Annotated in this window: 17 protein-coding genes; 1 reads left to right on the forward strand and 16 read right to left on the reverse strand. The window is 60.1% G+C overall.

Annotation, left to right across the window (positions count from 1 at the left end; translation table 11 throughout):
* Positions 1–152 precede the first annotated feature (152 nt).
* The gene (locus IU397_RS15565) at positions 153–3,101 is read left to right on the forward strand and encodes an EAL domain-containing protein (protein ID WP_204415498.1); all 2,949 of its coding nucleotides are present in this window, start codon (positions 153–155) and stop codon (positions 3,099–3,101) included.
* Between the two features lie 3 nt (positions 3,102–3,104).
* Here the strand turns inward: IU397_RS15565 and IU397_RS15570 are convergent, their stop codons facing one another.
* The 16 genes from IU397_RS15570 to IU397_RS15645 all read right to left on the reverse strand — a co-directional run bounded on the left by IU397_RS15570 (position 3,105) and on the right by IU397_RS15645 (position 17,835).
* A complete protein-coding gene (locus IU397_RS15570) occupies positions 3,105–4,211 on the reverse strand; it encodes an alpha-hydroxy acid oxidase (RefSeq protein WP_204415500.1) in 1,107 nt (368 codons plus the stop codon).
* 3 nt (positions 4,212–4,214) lie between these two features.
* On the reverse strand, positions 4,215–5,210 hold the full coding sequence (locus tag IU397_RS15575) for an alcohol dehydrogenase catalytic domain-containing protein (RefSeq protein ID WP_204415502.1): 996 nt from the start codon (positions 5,208–5,210) through the stop codon (positions 4,215–4,217).
* A gap of 63 nt (positions 5,211–5,273) precedes the next feature.
* Positions 5,274–6,086, reverse strand: a complete 813-nt coding sequence (locus tag IU397_RS15580) for an alpha/beta hydrolase (RefSeq protein WP_204415503.1) — start codon at positions 6,084–6,086, stop codon at positions 5,274–5,276.
* A 1-nt stretch (position 6,087) separates the two neighbouring features.
* Positions 6,088–7,281: a 3-oxoadipyl-CoA thiolase gene (gene pcaF, locus IU397_RS15585; RefSeq protein ID WP_204415601.1), complete on the reverse strand. Its 1,194-nt coding sequence runs from the start codon at positions 7,279–7,281 to the stop codon at positions 6,088–6,090.
* Positions 7,282–7,296: 15 nt separating this feature from the next.
* Positions 7,297–7,986, reverse strand: a complete 690-nt coding sequence (locus tag IU397_RS15590; protein WP_204415505.1) for an ABC transporter ATP-binding protein — start codon at positions 7,984–7,986, stop codon at positions 7,297–7,299.
* Positions 7,983–8,732 carry an ABC transporter ATP-binding protein gene (locus tag IU397_RS15595; RefSeq protein WP_204415507.1) on the reverse strand — a complete coding sequence of 250 codons (750 nt, stop codon included), beginning with the start codon at positions 8,730–8,732 and terminating at the stop codon, positions 7,983–7,985. Before IU397_RS15595 ends, IU397_RS15590 begins: the two co-directional genes overlap by 4 nt.
* Positions 8,725–9,699, reverse strand: a complete 975-nt coding sequence (locus IU397_RS15600) for a branched-chain amino acid ABC transporter permease (protein WP_204415509.1) — start codon at positions 9,697–9,699, stop codon at positions 8,725–8,727. Before IU397_RS15600 ends, IU397_RS15595 begins: the two co-directional genes overlap by 8 nt.
* Positions 9,696–10,616: a branched-chain amino acid ABC transporter permease gene (locus tag IU397_RS15605; RefSeq protein ID WP_204415511.1), complete on the reverse strand. Its 921-nt coding sequence runs from the start codon at positions 10,614–10,616 to the stop codon at positions 9,696–9,698. The genes IU397_RS15600 and IU397_RS15605 overlap by 4 nt, the downstream gene beginning before the upstream one ends.
* A gap of 23 nt (positions 10,617–10,639) precedes the next feature.
* Entirely contained in the window at positions 10,640–11,734 is a 1,095-nt protein-coding gene (locus IU397_RS15610) for an ABC transporter substrate-binding protein (RefSeq protein ID WP_239479847.1), read from the reverse strand.
* A 74-nt stretch (positions 11,735–11,808) separates the two neighbouring features.
* A complete protein-coding gene (locus IU397_RS15615) occupies positions 11,809–12,045 on the reverse strand; it encodes an Lrp/AsnC ligand binding domain-containing protein (RefSeq protein ID WP_204415515.1) in 237 nt (78 codons plus the stop codon).
* A gap of 230 nt (positions 12,046–12,275) precedes the next feature.
* Positions 12,276–12,719 (reverse strand): molybdenum cofactor biosynthesis protein MoaE, encoded by a 444-nt coding sequence (locus tag IU397_RS15620; protein ID WP_204415517.1) that lies wholly within the window; start codon positions 12,717–12,719, stop codon positions 12,276–12,278.
* Entirely contained in the window at positions 12,712–12,957 is a 246-nt protein-coding gene (gene moaD, locus IU397_RS15625; RefSeq protein ID WP_204415603.1) for a molybdopterin converting factor subunit 1, read from the reverse strand. The genes IU397_RS15620 and moaD overlap by 8 nt, the downstream gene beginning before the upstream one ends.
* Entirely contained in the window at positions 12,957–13,631 is a 675-nt protein-coding gene (gene pgsA, locus IU397_RS15630) for a CDP-diacylglycerol--glycerol-3-phosphate 3-phosphatidyltransferase (RefSeq protein ID WP_204415518.1), read from the reverse strand. The genes moaD and pgsA overlap by 1 nt, the downstream gene beginning before the upstream one ends.
* A gap of 268 nt (positions 13,632–13,899) precedes the next feature.
* On the reverse strand, positions 13,900–15,795 hold the full coding sequence (gene uvrC / locus IU397_RS15635) for an excinuclease ABC subunit UvrC (protein ID WP_204415520.1): 1,896 nt from the start codon (positions 15,793–15,795) through the stop codon (positions 13,900–13,902).
* Positions 15,796–16,091: 296 nt separating this feature from the next.
* Positions 16,092–16,871, reverse strand: coding sequence for an SDR family oxidoreductase (locus IU397_RS15640; protein WP_204415522.1), 780 nt, complete (start codon positions 16,869–16,871; stop codon positions 16,092–16,094).
* Positions 16,864–17,835 (reverse strand): calcium/sodium antiporter, encoded by a 972-nt coding sequence (locus IU397_RS15645; RefSeq protein WP_204415531.1) that lies wholly within the window; start codon positions 17,833–17,835, stop codon positions 16,864–16,866. The genes IU397_RS15640 and IU397_RS15645 overlap by 8 nt, the downstream gene beginning before the upstream one ends.
* Positions 17,836–17,949: the final 114 nt, after the last annotated feature.

The following is a 17,949-nucleotide window of genomic DNA, read 5'->3' on the forward strand; positions in this document are numbered from 1 at the left end:
CGTTCTGGCAAAAAGCAAGCAACATCGCGTCGTGTGATAAAGGTAACCAAAGCTTTTCGAACCAGTTTGCTTCAGGTTCGTTAAAAGTCGAAGGTTACCCTTCGAGTAAGCAATTTTTCCTAAATATGCGCCATCGAGCTGAAGGCGAGCGCATGCAACTGTCGGAGATATTGCAGAATTTCCTGTCGTTGACACAGGATGCGATTGGTATCGGATACCGGGGGCCCGATGATCAGTTGGGCAAGCTTGTCTATGTTAACCAGGCCTATGAGGAGCTTTTTGGCCGCTCCGCCGAAGACGTCCTGGGCAGACCCGCCTCAATCAGTCACGACCCCGATACCTGGCAAAGCTATCTCGCCATCATCAATTCCAGGTTCGCCTCTGGAGAGAGCAGTTTCAGTACTGAAGCCAAATGCATTCGCGCCGATGGTAGCAAATTCTGGGCCAGCCTATCCTTTTTTGTTGTCCCTGACGATGAAAATGGCGGCCGCTACACTGCCGCCGTTTTCCGCGATATCTCTGACTTGAAAACACGGGAGGAGGAGGCCGAGCGCGCCTTGCGCGACCGCGAAACTCTGCTGCGTGATCAGGACAAGATGTATAATGAACTGCTGGCCACCCAGACCCGCTTCATATCGGCGATCAACGCCTATCCCGATCCATTCGTCGTGTTTGATGCGGATCTGAACCTGGTCACGTGCAACACGGCCTACAAACGGTCCATGTCCACTAACCCTGACGCCATTCGCCCCGGTATGCATGTACGTGAGGTGCTGGTCGAAGCGATGGATAGCGGAACCCTGCATGAACCGGAGCAGGGCCGCCAAGCCTATATGGACGAATTGCTCGGGCCAGAACGCATCGGACGAAAGGTTGAGGATCTGGAGTTTCCGGGCGACATCCATCACCGCATGCTGCGCAGTCAGGCCGAAAATGGTGATTGGGTCCTGATCCGGCTCGATATCACCGAACTGGTTCGTCAGAAACGCACGGCGGAGGAGGCGCAAGATCGGTTGCTATCGGCGATCAGTAGCTACCCCTCGCCATTTTCGATCTGCGACTCCAACGCCCAACTGATCGTCTGGAACCCGAGCTACGCCCAATCACTGACGAACAACCCGGACGAAATCCAAGCCGGCATGACGCTGGAACAGGCCATGCGCATCGGCGTGCAAAACGGTCGCTTTCCGGATGCCATCGGCCGGGAGGAAGCCTGGTTGAAGGACATCTTGCACTCCGCCCGGAACGGGCGCGCGGTTGAAGATATCACGCTGGCCGATGACACCCATCACCGGGTGCTGCGGTCCAAATCTACCAACGGTGATCTTGTCATGATCCGGCTGGACACAACGGAGCTTGTCCGCCAGCGCCGCGCATTGGAAGAAATACAAAGCCGCCTGATCTCGGCCATCAACGCATTCCCGGATCCCTTCGCCATCTATGACAGCGATATCCGATTGCTGACTTGGAACCCCGCATTTACCAAATCGCTGACGGACAATCCCGACGATGTCTTTGTCGGGATGAGCGTCGATGATGTCATTCGTCTAGCAGTTAAAAACGGGCATGTGCCTGCCGCAAAGGGTCGGGAAGCGGAATGGTTGGATGAATACGTGACGCCCGACATGCCGCATACGGGAACCGAAGAATTCGAGTTCGACAATGACAGGCATTACCGGATCATGCGGTCCAGGTCCGAAAACGGTGAACTTCTTGTTCTGCGGTTGAACATCACAGAGGCCGTGCGGCAGCGGCGGGCACTTGAAGACTACGCTAAGCGTTTGGAGGATGCCAATCACGAGATTACCCATAAGGCGCTGCATGACGAACTGACCGGCTTGGGCAATCGCCGCTATCTGTCAGACAAATTCGAACAGCTTTCGACCCAAAGACGGCAAGAAGGAGGAGATCTGGCCGCACTACATATCGATCTGGATCGGTTCAAGCAGATCAATGACACGATCGGTCATGCCGCAGGCGATCATGTGCTGGTGGACGTCGCGAACCGGATCCGGGTCAATGTCCGGCAGGAGGATGTCATCGCGCGGATCGGCGGCGATGAATTCGTCATCCTTTTGCTGATCCCCGAAGACAGCGACCGCCCCAAAGAACTGGCGCAAGCGCTGCTCGATGATCTCAGCAAGCCATCCTTTTTCGAAGGGCGGGAATGCCGATTTGGCGCCTCCATCGGTATCGCGCGCACCCCCTTGGCCAATGAAGAGGATCTGCTCACCAATTCCGATGTCGCACTTTACAAGGCCAAACGATCCGGTCGCGGGCAGATCGGCATATTCGACCGCACCGATATCGACGAGATGCGCCGCACCAAGAACCTTGCCGATGACATTATGCGCGCGCTCGAAGCCCGGGAGTTTTTGCCCTATTACCAGCCCCAGATCGACGCACAGACCGGCAAGGTCGTCGGGGTCGAAGCGCTGGCACGCTGGTTGCATCCCACAAAAGGTGTTCGCGCACCCGACAGTTTTCTACCCGTTGCCACCGACCTTAACATTGTGGCCGAAATTGATCGCATGATCTTTGAAAAGGCCATCATCGAATGCGAAGAAACCTTGGGTCGATTGCCGGAGCCCCCCAGCCTGTCATTCAATGTCAGCGCGCGCCGCATCCAGTTTGACGAGATCGCCGAGATCGGGCGCCTTGCGGGTGGCTATTCGGGCAAGGTCGCGTTCGAGTTGCTGGAAACCATTTTCCTGGAGGAGGAAAGCGATGCGTTTCTGATGCAGCTTGATCAGTTGCGCGATATGGGAATTTCCCTCGAAGTTGACGATTTCGGCAGCGGGCGGGCCTCCATCGTGGCTCTGCAACGGATCGCACCTGATCAACTCAAGATCGACCGGCGGCTCGTCACGCCCATGACCGAACACAACAGCGCGTCTCGCCTCGTCCAGTCAATTATCGAGATCGGGAACGCGCTCCAGATAGGGGTCACGGCAGAAGGGGTGGAAACCGCTGAACAGGCCCGGATCCTGGCAAAGCTCGGAGCGCAGCGCTTGCAAGGATATTACTTTTCGAAACCGCTTAGCTTGCCAGGTCTGGTCGACTACCTCAACACCAGCACAGTCCGACGGCACCAAGCATAAGCCTCAGCCCTCTGCGATCAACGGATCCCGCGGTGAAGTGGCCCCTATAAGTGCCAGTGTTATGGAAGTTTCCGCGCGCAAAACGTCCCATAATGCCTGCAAACCCTCCTCTCCTCCGGCGGCGATGGCGAATTGCAGAATGCGGCCCAGAAAGGTGAAATGCGCCCCCTGACCATAGGCCTTCACTACATCTTCACCCGACCGCAATCCGGTGTCGTAAAACAACGGATAATCGGCACCGACCGCGGACTGGATCTCCCGCAAGGCGCAGATTGGGGCGGGCGCGCTCTCTAACTGACGGGCACCGTGGCTCGACACCTGGATCGCATCCACACCGGCCTCTTTCAGCGCCACGGCATCTTCCCGATACAGAACCCCTTTGACCACCAGCTTGCCAGGCCACCGGTCGCGCAGTTTTGACAGCATGGTCCAATCGGCTTTGGCCCGGCTCTCTGTCCGGTCGAAATCATAGCCGGGCATCCGGAAATTTGCTGGCTCTGGACGCCCTTTGAACAGCATCGCAAGGGACCAGCGCGGATGAAGTGCAAAATCCAGGAACTGACGCGGTCCAATGCGAAACGGCATGGTGAAACCATGGCGCAGTTCCCGTGGGCGGCGGCCCAGTTCCGGCACATCGACCGTCAAAACCAATGTGTCATACCCCGCAACCCGGGCCCGATCCACCAGCTTGAAGGTCCCCGTCCCGTCGCCACTAAAATAAAGCTGGAACCAAGCATGGCCCTCGGCCGCTTCGATCAGCGGCTCCATCGCGGTGGAGGCGACCGTCGACACGCCAAGCGGCACTTGCTCCCGCGCGGCCAATCGCGCCAGCATCATATCCGCAGCGGGCCCGGACAAGTTGCACATACCCATCGGGCTGATCCCGAAAGGCGCCCTGGTCTGTTGACCAAAGATCGAAACACCCAGCGATCGGTCGCTGACATCGCGCAAGATACGGGGCCGCAGCGTCAGCGCATCAAAGGCCGCGCGGGTGCGAACGGTTCCGGTTTCACACCCCGCCGCCCCATCGATGTAATCGAAAACCATCCAAGGCAGACGGCGCCGTGCCAGACGCCGCGCGTCGTCGCTGGAATGAATGCCGCGCGACATACCCTATCCGACCATCGTATCGCTGGGGCTCGGGTGCAAAATGATCTTTGGCGCAGCAACCTGGCCCGCGCGGATGTCCGCAAAGGCCTGCGCCCCATCCGACAGGGGGCGATGTTCGACCCAGTCCAGTGCCCCCAACCGACCATCAAAAATAGCGGCGGCCGTGTTCCGAAAATCCTGCGCCGTGTACGTATAGGTGCCGATAAATGTGATCTCCTGCAGGGTCATCCGACGGATATCCAGCCCGCCTGTATCCTCGCCCAAACCGATATGCAGGATGACACCACCAGGCCGAACCATCGTGCTGGCAACACTGCGGGTGGCGGCATAGCCCACACCATCGATCACCAGATCAGCCGCGCTAACCATGCCGGGCGGCACCGCGGCAAACCCCTCGATCTGATCCAGCCCGGCGCGGCGGCGCTCATTCGGCTCGATCACGCAAATATCGGTGGCCCCAAAGGCGCGCAAAGATAGCGCCGCCCCCACGCCAATCGCGCCACCGCCGATCACAACGCAACGCGCCGTTTCGATGGGTTGATCCAGCGCAGCCGCGCCCAGGCGCACGGCATGCCAACCACAGGCCAAGGGTTCGGCCAAGGCAGCGCGGGGCAGTGATATGTCAGCAGGAACCTCCACCAGATTGCGATCGGGGATCACCAACTGCTCGGCAAAGGCTCCCTCACGTGGCGGCATCGAAATGATCGCACGGTCTGGGCACAGGTTGTCACGGCCTGTCAGACAGGCGCGACATACCCCGCAAGTCACCAGCGGATTGACCGTCACCCGCGCACCCGATCCAACAACATGGCCCGCCGCCTCATGCCCCAGGATCAAGGGCGCCGGACGCCGCACATCATGGCCAAGAAATGCGTGCATGTCAGATCCACAAATGCCCACGGCAGCGATCTGGACCACGCTTTCGCCCGGCCCCGGCAGCGGGTCCGGGACATCCCGGTAGGCCAGGGTTTCTACAGCATCATAGACAAGTGCTTTCATCTGGCGCGGCTCCTCGCCCAATTTGGTGGCACAGTCAGCCCGGCCAAGCCAGAAAAACCGGCGTTATTCCTGACCGACAAACGCCGCGCAGATCGGGCTTTCAGGATCTTTCAGCCCAGCGACGATCGAGAAATGATGATGCCCGTCCTCTGTCACACAACGTATGTCAGCCCCCAACCCGTCCCACATCATCGCCAGCAATCGGGACTGGCGCACAAATTCAGGGCGTTCCTCACCGCCAACCCAGGTCGTGACCGCCGCATTGGTCAGCGGTTCGCACAAAGCAGCACTTTCAGCCACGGCTTCAGCGGTATCGAGCCCCAGGGTCTCGTTCATTTTGGTGCGCATCAACGGCCGCAGATCATGCAAACCACTGATGGACAGGGTATGGTCAACACGGTCCAAAACCCCAAGGGGGAGCGGCGTGTCACCGCACACCATCCGGCTGACCAGATGCCCGCCTGCCGAATGACCGGCCAGCCGAATCGGGCCCGCCAAACAGCCAGCAGCCACCGTTACCGCCGCCCCAATCTGGCGGGTCATCGTCGCAACCCGCGCCTCCGGCGCCAAGGTATAGCTGGGCAGGCAAACAGCCCAGCCCGCGGCGCGCGCGCCCTCGGCCAGATGGGTCCAGTCTGATTTCGACAGCCGCATCCAGTAACCACCATGGACGAAAACGGCCAAGCCGTGCGGTGTGCCATCCGGCCAGATCAGGTCGAAACGCGCCCGGTCCGCATCGCCATAGGGGATATCTTGCTCGATCCGGACACCGCTGGCCCGGTAAGCCGCCGCCTCCGCCGCCCATTTACCGGGCAGCGCCTCCGACCCTGGCACATGCGCCATGTTGGCATAGGCATCATCCCAATCCCGCGTCATCTCAGACGGCTTCCAATGCCAGCGCGACGCCCTGGCCAACGCCGACACATAGGGTGCACAACGCCCGGCACGCGGTACCCTCGGCCACCGCGCGTGCCGCCGTTCCGATCAGCCGCGCCCCGGTCATGCCCAACGGGTGACCCAGCGCAATCGCCCCGCCATGGGGGTTGATATGATCGGCCATCGGATCCAGCCCCAGTTCCCGGCAAACGGCAATGGCTTGCGCAGCGAAAGCCTCGTTCAACTCGATCATGCCGAAATCAGCAGGTGTCATTCCCAACCGCGCGCACAGCTTTTGCGTCGCTGGCACCGGCCCGATCCCCATGACGCGCGGCGCAACACCCGCGCTGGCCGCGCCCATGATCTGCGCCATCGGCACCAATCCATGATCCGCAACAGCGCGGTCCGAAGCGAGCAAGACCGCCGCCGCCCCGTCATTCACGCCCGAGGCATTGCCCGCGGTCACCGTCCCACCCTTGCGAAACGGGGTCTTCAGCGCCCCCAGTTTCTCAAGCGTGGTCTGCCGCGGATGCTCGTCCTCCACCACCCGCATAGGATCACCGCGCCGCTGGGGCACTTCCACGGGGATGATCTCCCCGGCATGCCAACCGGCGGCGGCGGCAGCACGGGTCTGGCTTGAGAGCGCAAACGCATCCTGATCGGCCCGGCTGACGCGATAATCCTCGGCCACATTCTCCGCCGTCTCGGGCATGGAATCGATACCATACTGATCGGCGATCACCTGATTGACGAACCGCCAACCAATGGTCGTGTCCTGCACCTGCGCCGTGCGGGCAAACGCAGACTCGGCCTTGCCCATGACAAACGGCGCGCGGCTCATGCTTTCGGCGCCGCCCGCCAGGATCAGATCGGCCTCCCCGGCGCGGATCTGCCGGGTGCCTGCTATCACCGCATCCATCCCGCTGGCACAAAGCCGGTTCACGGTCAGCGCGGGCACGGCCTCTGGCAACGGCGACAGCAACACCGCCATCCGCGCAACATTGCGGTTATCCTCGCCCGCCTGATTGGCCCCGCCCAGGATGACCTCATCCAGCCGCGACCAATCCAGATCACGCCGGCCCACAAGGGCGGTCAAAGGAAGTGCGGCCAGATCATCGGCCCGGACCGCAGCCAGCCCCCCGCCATACCGGCCAATGGGCGTACGCGCGTAATCACAGACATAGACCTTGGTCATCATGCTTTCATCTCCTCAAGCCACCCCCAGGAACTGCTCGCTGGTCTCGTGGTCCAGGTCTGCAAAGGCGCCCGACCACACCGTTCGCCCCCGCTCCAGGATGACCGCACGGTCACAGATCTGGCGCAACTCGGCCAGGGATTTGTCAATCACGATGATTGCCAACCCCGTCTCGCGTTTCAGGTCTGCAATCGCCGCCCAGATCTCCTGGCGGATGATCGGGGCCAGCCCCTCCGTCGCCTCATCAAGGATCAACAGGCGCGGATTGGTCATCAGGGCCCGCCCGATCACCAGCATCTGCTGCTCACCCCCCGACAGCGACGCGGCCCGCTGCGCCCGCCGCTCGGCCAATCGCGGAAACATCGCCGTCACCCGGTCCAGATCCCACGGGCCGGGGCGCGCAGCGGCGATCAGGTTCTCGGCCACGGTCAGATCGGCAAAGCACCGGCGCCCCTCGGGCACCAGACCAACGCCCAGCCGCGCCACCTGATGGCTGCGCAGCCGGCTCAGGTCATGCCCATCAAAAATCAACCCACCTTGGGCCGGCAACATCCGGCAAATGGACTTTACCGTCGTGCTTTTGCCCATCCCGTTGCGGCCCATCAGCGCCAGAACGTCGCCCGCATCCAATGACAGATCCACACCGAACAGGGCCTGACTGGCGCCATAAGAAGCCTCCACCCCCGTCAGATCCAGCAGGCTCACGCGCCTTCCCCCAGATAGGCGTCGCGCACAGCCGGGCTGCGGCGGATCTGATCGACCGTTCCGGTCTCAATGATCTGACCATAAACCAGCACGCTGATCCGGTCCGCCAGGGTAAAGACCGCATCCATGTCATGCTCCACCAGCAGGATAGGTGCATCAGCGCGCAACGCGCTCAGCAAATCGGTCAGCAATTTGGAACCTTCGCCGCCAAGCCCCGCCATGGGTTCGTCCATGATAAAGGCCTTGGGCGACAGAGTCAGCGCCAGCGCGACCTCTAATTGCCGCCGTTGACCATGGCTCAACGCCGCCACACGTGCCGCGCGCACATCCTGCAACCCGACCCGTTCCAGCGCAGCCTCGGCCCGGTCCCGCAGATCCTGGTCGCCCAGGGCGGGCCGCAAGAACCGCCACGGCCGCCCAGCTGCCCCCAGCGCGCCAAGCATGGCGTTTTGCAGAACCGTATCTTCCATCGCCAGGGCCGAGATCTGGAAGGTCCGCGCCAACCCTGCCTGCGCCCGGCGGCGCACCGTGTCATGCGTAACGTCCCGGCCCAGCAGCTCAACTCGCCCGGCATCGGATGCCATGCTACCGCAAAGCTGTGCGATCAAGGTCGATTTGCCCGCCCCGTTCGGCCCGATCACAGCGTGAATTTCACCGGGCCGCACATCGATAGAGACGTCATGTGTCGCCTGCACCGCGCCAAAGCTTTTGCACAGGCCATGTGCTGACAGAACTGCCTCAGCCATGGGCGCGCGCGACCAGCCCGACGATGCCGCCGCGGGCAAACAGCACCACGCCCAACAGGATGGCCCCCAGATAGATGTGCCAATAATCACTCAAACCGCCCAGCCAATGCTCCAACAGAACAAAGGCCGCGGCGCCAATCACCGGCCCAATCAGGCGCGCAACCCCACCAAGTATGACAAAAATGATGATCTCTCCCGACATCTGCCAGCTGAACATGGTCGGGCTGACAAACCGGTTCAGGTCCGCGAACAGCGCCCCTGCCAGCCCGGTAACCGCGCCGGAAATCACAAAGGCGACCAGTTTCAGTCGAAAAGGGCTCAGCCCCATCGTCTCCACCCGGTGGGGCACCTGCCGCGCCGCATTTAGCGCCAGACCAAAGGGGGACCGGGCCAGCAGCGCATTGAACCCCAGCACCGCACAAAGCAGCGCGAAACATATTGCAAAGAACTGGATCGGATCGAGCGTGTTCAACCCGGGAAAGCCGTTGCGCACATAGATCGACAGACCATCCTCGCCGCCATACTGCGCCCAGCTGATGGAAAAATAGTAAAACATCTGACCAAAGGCCAAGGTGATCATGATGAAATACACGCCCGACGTTCGCAGCGACAACAGCCCGATCAGCAAGGCGGCCAGAGTCGAGGTTGTGACCGCCACCAGCCAGATAACCGGCATCGATTTGGTTCCATCGATCGGAAACGGCCATTCGGCCAGCGGGGTAAAGGTCTGCGCGTGATAGGCCAAAATGCCCATCGCATAGCCACCGATCCCGAAAAACACCGCATGGCCCAGGCTGACCAACCCGCCCAGGCCCAGCGCGATGTTCAGGCCCACCGCGGCCAAGGCAAAAATGACAGCGCGGGTGACAAGCGTGATGATGAACGGCTCATCCACCACCAGGGCCCAGATCGGCACTGCCACCAGCGCCGCCAATATGCCCAGGTTCAACCACCGCTCCGGGATCATGCGCGCTGCCCGAACAAACCTGTGGGCCGCCAGATCAGAATAGCTCCCATCAGGATGTAAATCGCCATGGAGGCTAAGGCGGATCCGGTCGATGTCGCCCCCGCAGGCTCCAGAAACAGGCGGAACAGCTGCGGCAGGAACACACCGCCTAGCGTATCCGTCAGTCCGACGATCAGCGCCCCGATAAACGCGCCCTGGATCGACCCGATGCCGCCGATGACGATCACCACAAAGGCCAGGATCAGCACCGGCTCCCCCATCCCCACCTGCACCGACTGGATCGCACCGACCAAGGCACCGGCCAGTCCCGCCAAGGCAGCACCGATGGCAAAGACCAGCGTATAGAGGTTTGAGATATTGACGCCGAGTGCCGCAATCATCTCCCTGTCATTCTCACCGGCGCGGATCTGGATACCCAGCCGGGTCTGCTGGGTCAGCAGCCACAGCAGCAACCCGACCACCATCCCGATGCCGATCAGAACCAGCCGGTAAAGCGGGTATTGAATGCCACCCGGCAGGCTGACCGGCCCCGACAGATAATCCGGGATGTCCAGAAACAGCGGAAAAGATCCAAACACCCAACGCACCCCTTCGGAGAAGATCAGGATCAGTGCGAATGTTGCCAGCACCTGATCCAGATGGTCCTTGGCGTAAAGCCGCCGGATCACCACCACCTCGATCAGCACACCTGCGATGGCCGCCGCCGCCATCGCCGCGACCATGGCCAGCAGGAACGACCCCGTCGCCCCTGCCACGGCGGCGGCGGCAAACGCACCGACCATGTAAAGGGAGCCATGGGCCAGGTTGATCAACCCCATGACCCCAAAGATCAGCGTAAGGCCAGCAGCCATCAAAAACAGCATGACACCCAGTTGCAGCCCGTTCAGGATCTGCTCGATGATCAGGATCGCCGACATCTCGGGCCGCGGGTCAGCGCCGCTTACATCTTACACTCAGCGGCATAGGCATCGGCGTGATTTTCAAGGGCCACACCGATGATCTTGTTGGTGAAGACATCGCCCTCTTTCACCACCTCGCGGGCATAGATCGTCTGGATCGGGTGCTGGTTCAGGCCAAACGCGAAATCGCCCCGGGTGCTGTCGAACTCCGCCGCTTTCAATGCTGCGCGAAACGCGTCCACATCCGCCACATCCGCCTTTTCCATGGCCGAAATCAGCAGGCGCGCGGTATCAAACCCCTGACTGGCATAAAGCGAGGGCAGCCGGTCATACTTGGCCTGGAATGCCTCGACAAAGGCCGCATTGGTTGGATTGTCGATATCCTTGTTCCACTGGCTGGTATTGACCACACCGAGGGCCGCGTCGCCCACGGCCTGCAAAATACCCTGGTCAAAGCTGAACGCAGGCCCCACCACGGGCAACCCAACCGCGCTATCGGCATATTGCTTCAGGAATGAAATCCCCATCCCGCCCGGCAGGAAAAAGAATACGCTATCCGCGCCCGAGGCGCGGATCTGCGCAATCTCGGCCGCATAATCCGTCTGGCCCAGTTGGGTATAGATCTCTCCGGCCAGTTCTCCCTGATAGGTGCGCTTATATCCAGTTAACGCATCCTGACCTGCAGGATAATTCGGTGCCAGAATAAACGAATTGCCGTATCCCGCAGTGTTCGCATAGGCGCCCGCAGCCTCGTGCAGGTTGTCGTTCTGCCAGGCCACGTTGAAATAGTTCGGATGGCATCCCTTTCCGGCCAGGGCAGAGGGCCCAGCATTGGGCGACAGATAGAACTTGCCCTGCGCCGTCACCGACGGGATCACCGCCATGGCAAGGTTCGAAAAAATGATGCCCGTCAGCACATCCACCTTTTCCGATTGCACCATCTTGTCGGCCAGTTGCACGGCAATATCGGGCTTGCGCTGGTCATCCTCGATTACGACCTCGATATCGTCGCGCCCCGATTGCTCAACCGCCAGCATGAACCCGTCGCGCACGTCAATGCCCAGGCCCGCGCCGCCGCCTGAAAGCGTGGTGATCATCCCCACCTTCACCTCGGCCAGGCCGGCAGTGGCCACCATGGCCGCACAAGCCGCAGCCAGCAAAGTCTGTGTTACCTTCGTCATATACCCTCTCCCCTTGTTATTCCGACCACCTAGAATGTCTTGAATGTGAGCGTCGTGTAGGTCCGTTCGATCCCGTCAATATCCAGCAAAGTGTCGTTGATGTATTTCCCCGTATCCTCGCCGTCCGGCACGTAGACCTTCATCAACAGGTCAAAGGCCCCGCTGGTCGAATACAGTTCCGAATGAAGCTCCCGCTGGGCAATCGCATCCGCAACCTCATAGGTCTTTCCCGGTTTGCAGCGGAACTGGATGAACACAGCAGACATGGATCTCTCCCTCGCAGATCAGACGCGCGCCAACCAACATCGCTGACGATTGCCACTCTGGGTGCCGCGGGCTGGCGGTGTAAAGACGATACTGTGCCCGCCACAGCCGCGACCCCCGGCAATATCCGATGGGATCACCCCACGGGCACGCAACTTCATTCATAATCTGTGGCAGGGACCAAAATTTATTTCAAGCAAGAAGTTTCAGGCTTGAAGAATTAAGGAATCCGTTACCAACGGTCCAAGGCCGCTTCGTCCGCGTCCTTTGCAGCAACCCAGGCATCACCTGCCGCTCCACGCTCCTTCTTCCAGAACGGGGCGCGGGATTTCAGGTAATCCATCAGGAACTCCGCCGCCTCGAATGCATGGCCGCGATGACGGGCCGCCGTGGCGACCATCATGATCTGCTCGCCCACACGCAACGCGCCATGGCGGTGGATGACCACCACACCCGCCAAGGACCAGCGATCTTCGGCCTCCTCAGCGATCTTGGTCAAGGCGGCCTCGGTCATGCCGGGATAATGCTCGATCAGCATCTCGGTCATCTGGCCGCTATCGTCGCGCACGAGGCCGGAAAACGTCACAACAGCCCCGGCATTCTGCAGCCGCGCGCTAAACGCTTCCAGTTCCGCGCCCGCCTGGAACGCAGCTTCTTGAACGCGGACGTCAACCACCGGTCATGGGCGGGAAGAATGCAACCTCCCGCACACCAGCAAGCGGCGCAGTAAAATCCGACAGTTCCTGGTCCACCGCGACGCGCAACGCCGTCAGATCGGCAAAGGCCGCGGCATAACGATCTTCGCGCGCGATCAACTCGGTCACCAGATCGGCCACGGTGGCGGCCTGTGTCTCAATCTGCTCTTTGGGCAGGCCGATCCGCTCACGCACCCAGGCAAAATACAAAACATCGATCATGTTGCAGCGCCCCCCTCTTTTAGATGCGGCCAGGCCTTGCGCAGGTAATCCCACCCGGTCATCAGCGTCAGAATACCGGCAACCCATAACAGGCCGATGCCGCCATACCAGCTGACATCCCATCCGAAATCCAACCATCGCAGGCCAAAAACATCTTCCTCACGTCCGGCCAGGATATCCTCAAACAGGGCATCATCCATGCCCAACGACAACATGCCCAGATAATGCTCGACAGCGCCCTTGGCGAACAAGACCGCAATCGCCACCATCTGCGCCGTGGTCTTCCATTTGGCCAGCTTCGTCACTTTCAGCGTCCCCGCCGTGTCGCCTAGGAACTCCCGCAAGCCACTGACAAACACCTCACGAAACAGGATCACGGTCGAGGGCAGCAGGATCCACGCATTCATTCCCGAAAAGCCAGTAATCACCAGCAACGCAATCACCACCATCGCCTTGTCCGCAATCGGGTCCAGCATCGCACCCAGCCGGGTTTCCTGCCCCCAGGCCCGGGCAAGCCGCCCGTCGATCCAGTCGGTCAAGGCCGCGACCGTGAACAAGGCCAGCGCAAACCAGTCCGCCCAGGGCCGATTGAAATACAGAAACATCACCGCAACGCCAGGCGCCGCCAGCAGGCGTAGAACAGTCAGGATATTCGGAACGGTCCACCGCATGGCGCACCTCTACCTGCTTCGCTTGATGAGGGAAAGACATCCCCCAAAAACGATATTGGACAGACGGTTGGCGTACCGCGGATCAGTCGAATCTCCCGGATTTATCATCGGTATCCAAAATCGCCAATTGTTGATCGCAGGGACAGGCGGCGATTTTCGCCACCGATATCTGGGACGGCAGCTTACCAAATCGTCACAACACCGCACGGTGCGTATGTATGGGATGTGTATGCTTTGTGCATGGCTTCTGCATGGCCTGTGACAGGGGTCAGGGCCGGTCGTGGAAGAAATCGTAAATGGTTTGCGCCATCGCTTCCGAGATCCCATCAACCGCCTTTAGATCCGCCAGATTGGCCCGCCCCACCGCCTTGGCCGACCCGAAATGCGACAGCAACGCCCGCTTGCGCGTGGCGCCCACGCCGGGGATGTCATCCAACGGGGTTTTGCTAACCGCCTTGGCCCGCTTGGCCCGGTGGGTGCCAATGGCAAAGCGGTGCGCCTCGTCCCTAAGCCGTTGAACAAAGTACAAAATCGGGTCGTTATGGCGAAGGGCAAAAGGGCGCTGACCTTTGCGGTAGAACTCCTCTTTGCCCGCATCCCGGTCCACACCTTTGGCGACCCCGATATAGGGCACATCCTCCACCCCCAGATCACCCATGATCTCGGCCACCGCGCTGATCTGGCCCGCACCGCCATCAATCAACAGCAGATCCGGCCAAGTATCTGATTTCCGGTCAGGATCTTCCTTTAACAGGCGCTGGAACCGGCGGGTCAGTACCTCTTTCATCATGCCGAAATCGTCGCCCGGAGTCAGTTCCGTGCCCTTGATGTTGAACTTACGGTATTGGCTCTTCATAAAGCCATCCGGCCCAGCCACGATCATCCCGCCCACCGCGTTGGTGCCTTGGATGTGAGAGTTGTCATAAACTTCAATACGTTGCGGGGGTGCGGCCAGGTCAAACGCTTCGGCCAGACCCTTCAGCAACTTTGTCTGGGTGGCACTTTCGGCCATCTTGCGGGCAAGGCTTTCCTTGGCGTTACGCAGAGCACCCGCCACAAGCTCTTGTTTCTCACCACGTTGAGGCACCAAAATCTCGACCTTGCGACCGAGTTTTTCGGTCAACGCCTCGACCATCAGATCCCGGTCCTCAATGTCATCGGACAGGATCACCTGCCGCGGCGGCTCCTTTCCGTCGTAGAACTGGCCCATGAAAGCCTGCAAAACCTCGGCCGCATTCTCTGTTCCCCCGGTGCGGGGATAGTAATCGCGGTTGCCCCAGTTCTGGTTCGCCCGGATGAAAAACACCTGAACGCAGGCCTGCCCACTATCCATATGGAGCGCTATGATGTCGGCCTCTGTCACGCCCTTAGGGTTGATACCTTGGGCGGATTGCACCTGGGTCAGAGCCCGGATCCTGTCGCGTAAGGCGGCGGCGCGTTCGAACTCCATCTCGGCAGAGGCGGTCTGCATTTCCTCCGCCAGTTTGGCTTGCACATTCGTGGTCTTGCCCTGCAAAAACCGTTCAGCATCAGACACTAAGGTGCCGTATTCCGCCTCAGAGATATGTCCGACACACGGCGCGCTGCACCGCTTGATCTGATACAGCAAACATGGACGGGTCCGCGCATCAAACGTCGCGTCGGTACAGTTGCGCAACAAAAACACCTTTTGCAACTGGTTCAGCGTCCGGTTCACGGCGCCAGCACTGGCGAAAGGCCCGTAATAGCTGCCCTTGTCGGCCTTGCGCCCTCTGTGCTTACGGATCTGCGGGAAGCCGTGGTCCTTGGCCACGAGAATATTCGGGAAGCTTTTATCATCACGCAACAACACATTGTAGCGCGGCTTGAGTTGCTTGATCAGGTTCTGCTCCAGCAGCAGCGCCTCAGTCTCGGTCCGGGTCGTCAGGAACATCATGCTGGCGGTTTCACGGATCATCCGGGCGATCCGCGCGGAATGTCCGGCGGGCCGTGCGTAATTTGATACGCGGGCGTGCAGACTTTTGGCCTTACCCACGTAAAGAACGCGCGCCTGCAAATCCAACATTCGATACACACCGGGCGAGTTATCTAGTGTCTTGACGTAGTTCTGGATGCAGGCGTGGCCTGTGACATCGCTTGGCCGGTCCTCTGCTACCTCAGGCTGATTTTCGATATTTTTCTCCATCAGTCGGCGATTCCCCGGCCCGGCTGCCCTCTCAGATCCCGGTATGCAAGAGTAAACCTGTCCACCGTTTCTGTGGATAAGTCGGAGGAGAAGTTTTTGTCACCCCAAATTTGTCTTTCAATTTCGGGCTTTTCCTTAATTTGCCTAAAAATTAGGCTAAGTTGGAGTGCATTGTTTTTAAAGGGAATTTTTTGTGAGCCGCACCAAGATCTTGAAAATGTTACCAAATTTCTAACACTAATGTGACAGCTTGAGGCGTAGTGCATAAGTCAACCCAATTGGTGGATCGGGCGGCTTTATTCCACCCCCAACACATCCGGTGTTTCCCAGCCCAGATGTTGGCCCCCGTCGATACACAGCATTTGGCCGGTCACGGTAGGCGCATCCAGAAAATATCCGACCGCAGCCGTGATGTCATCGGGATTCGCACCGCGTTCCAGTATGGTTGCGGCGCGTTGCTTGGCAAAATGCTCTGCCGATTGCCGCCCCCCCTGCAGCGTCGGGCCCGGGCCGATACCGTTGACGCGAATATCGGGCGCCAGGGCCTGTGCCGCCGTGCGGGTCAGCGCCCACAGCCCCATCTTGGCAATGGTGTAGGTCATAAATTCCGGCGTCAGTTTATGGACGCGCTGGTCAATCATGTTCACCACCAGCCCCCCGGCCACGGGCTCACCTTGACCATCCATGCTGGCCTTCGGAGCCTGGGCGGCAAAGTTCTGGATCAACACAAACGGCGCACGCAGGTTGGATTCCAGATGACGGTCCCAACTGTCCCGCGTCGCGGTTTCAACCGTATCGTGCTCGAAGATGGACGCATTATTGACCAGAACAGTCAGAGGGCCCTCCAAGGCCGTGGTCGCGCGGGGCACCAGGGCCTGGATTTGCTCTTCGTCCAGCAAATCGGCACGCACCGCAACAGCCGTTCGTCCCATCGCCGTTATCTGCGCCACGACCTCCTCCGCAGCCTGTGACGAACTGGCATAGTGAACGGCCACATCATGCCCTCGCTCCGCCAGATAAAGCGCAATCGCCCGGCCCAACCTTTTGCCTGCGCCGGTCACAAGTGCCTTAGCCATGCCCACCCTCGTAAAAAATCACGGTCATCAAATAAATCGCGTAAAGCGTCGTGAAGACAATACCGATCGTCCGACCCATGTTACGACCACGAAACACGAAGGGCAGCAGAAGGAGCGAGGCTGCCAGCATCACCCACAGGTCGAACTGCAGTACGCCCATGGGGACTGGGATCTCCCCCACCAGCGCCGTGATACCGATTATGGCCAGCAGGTTGAACATGTTCGACCCAATCACGTTGCCCAGGGCCACATCCGCCTGGCGGCGCAGCGCGGCCATAACGGTCGTGGCGAGTTCAGGCATCGACGTGCCGATGGCGACAAGGGTCAGCCCGATTACCGTGTCGGAGACATGGAGCGCCTTGGCAATCCGCATAGAACTATCCACCAACAGGTCAGCGCCAAGGGGTAAACCGATCATGCCAAGGACAAGGAACAGGGCGATCTTCCAGCCTTCGACCGACGGATCCGCCCCCTCGACCTCATCTTCCTCGGGCATGTCCCGGCCATTGCGACGATGGCTGCGAGCGGTGAGAAAGGCATCATACAGAACAAATCCAAGTGCCCCCAACAGGATAAGGCCGTGGATCCAACTGATGGGCCCAAGAAAGGCCACGACCATGAAAAGCAGCGTCGCACTGATCATGAATGTGTAGGTCTTGCGGGTCTCGCAGGCACCCGTATCAAGCCCCGCCATCAACGCTGGCACACCCAGCACCAATAGGACGTTGGCGATGTTCGAGCCGACCACGTTGCCAATGGCGATGCCAGGCACGTCTTCTAACACGGCCTGGATGGAAATGAGCAATTCCGGTGCCGACGTCCCAAAAGCCACGATGGTCAATGAGACCAGCAGGGCAGGTACACCGACGCGCAAGGCCAGGTTGACGGCCCCCTTAACCAATGCGTCGCCTGCCAGAAGAAGGATCACCAGCCCCAGGACCGCCAGGCCGATATCAAGGATCATCCGCGACCTTTCCCACAGGCACAGGGACCGGTTCCGATCAACGGGGCCTTGCAATGGTGACAGATCCGTTGCGATTTCCGCAACAGGCGCGGCGCGCGCAATTTGCCGAACATG

Source organism: Actibacterium sp. 188UL27-1 (assembly GCF_016901225.1).
Lineage (GTDB): Bacteria > Pseudomonadota > Alphaproteobacteria > Rhodobacterales > Rhodobacteraceae > 188UL27-1.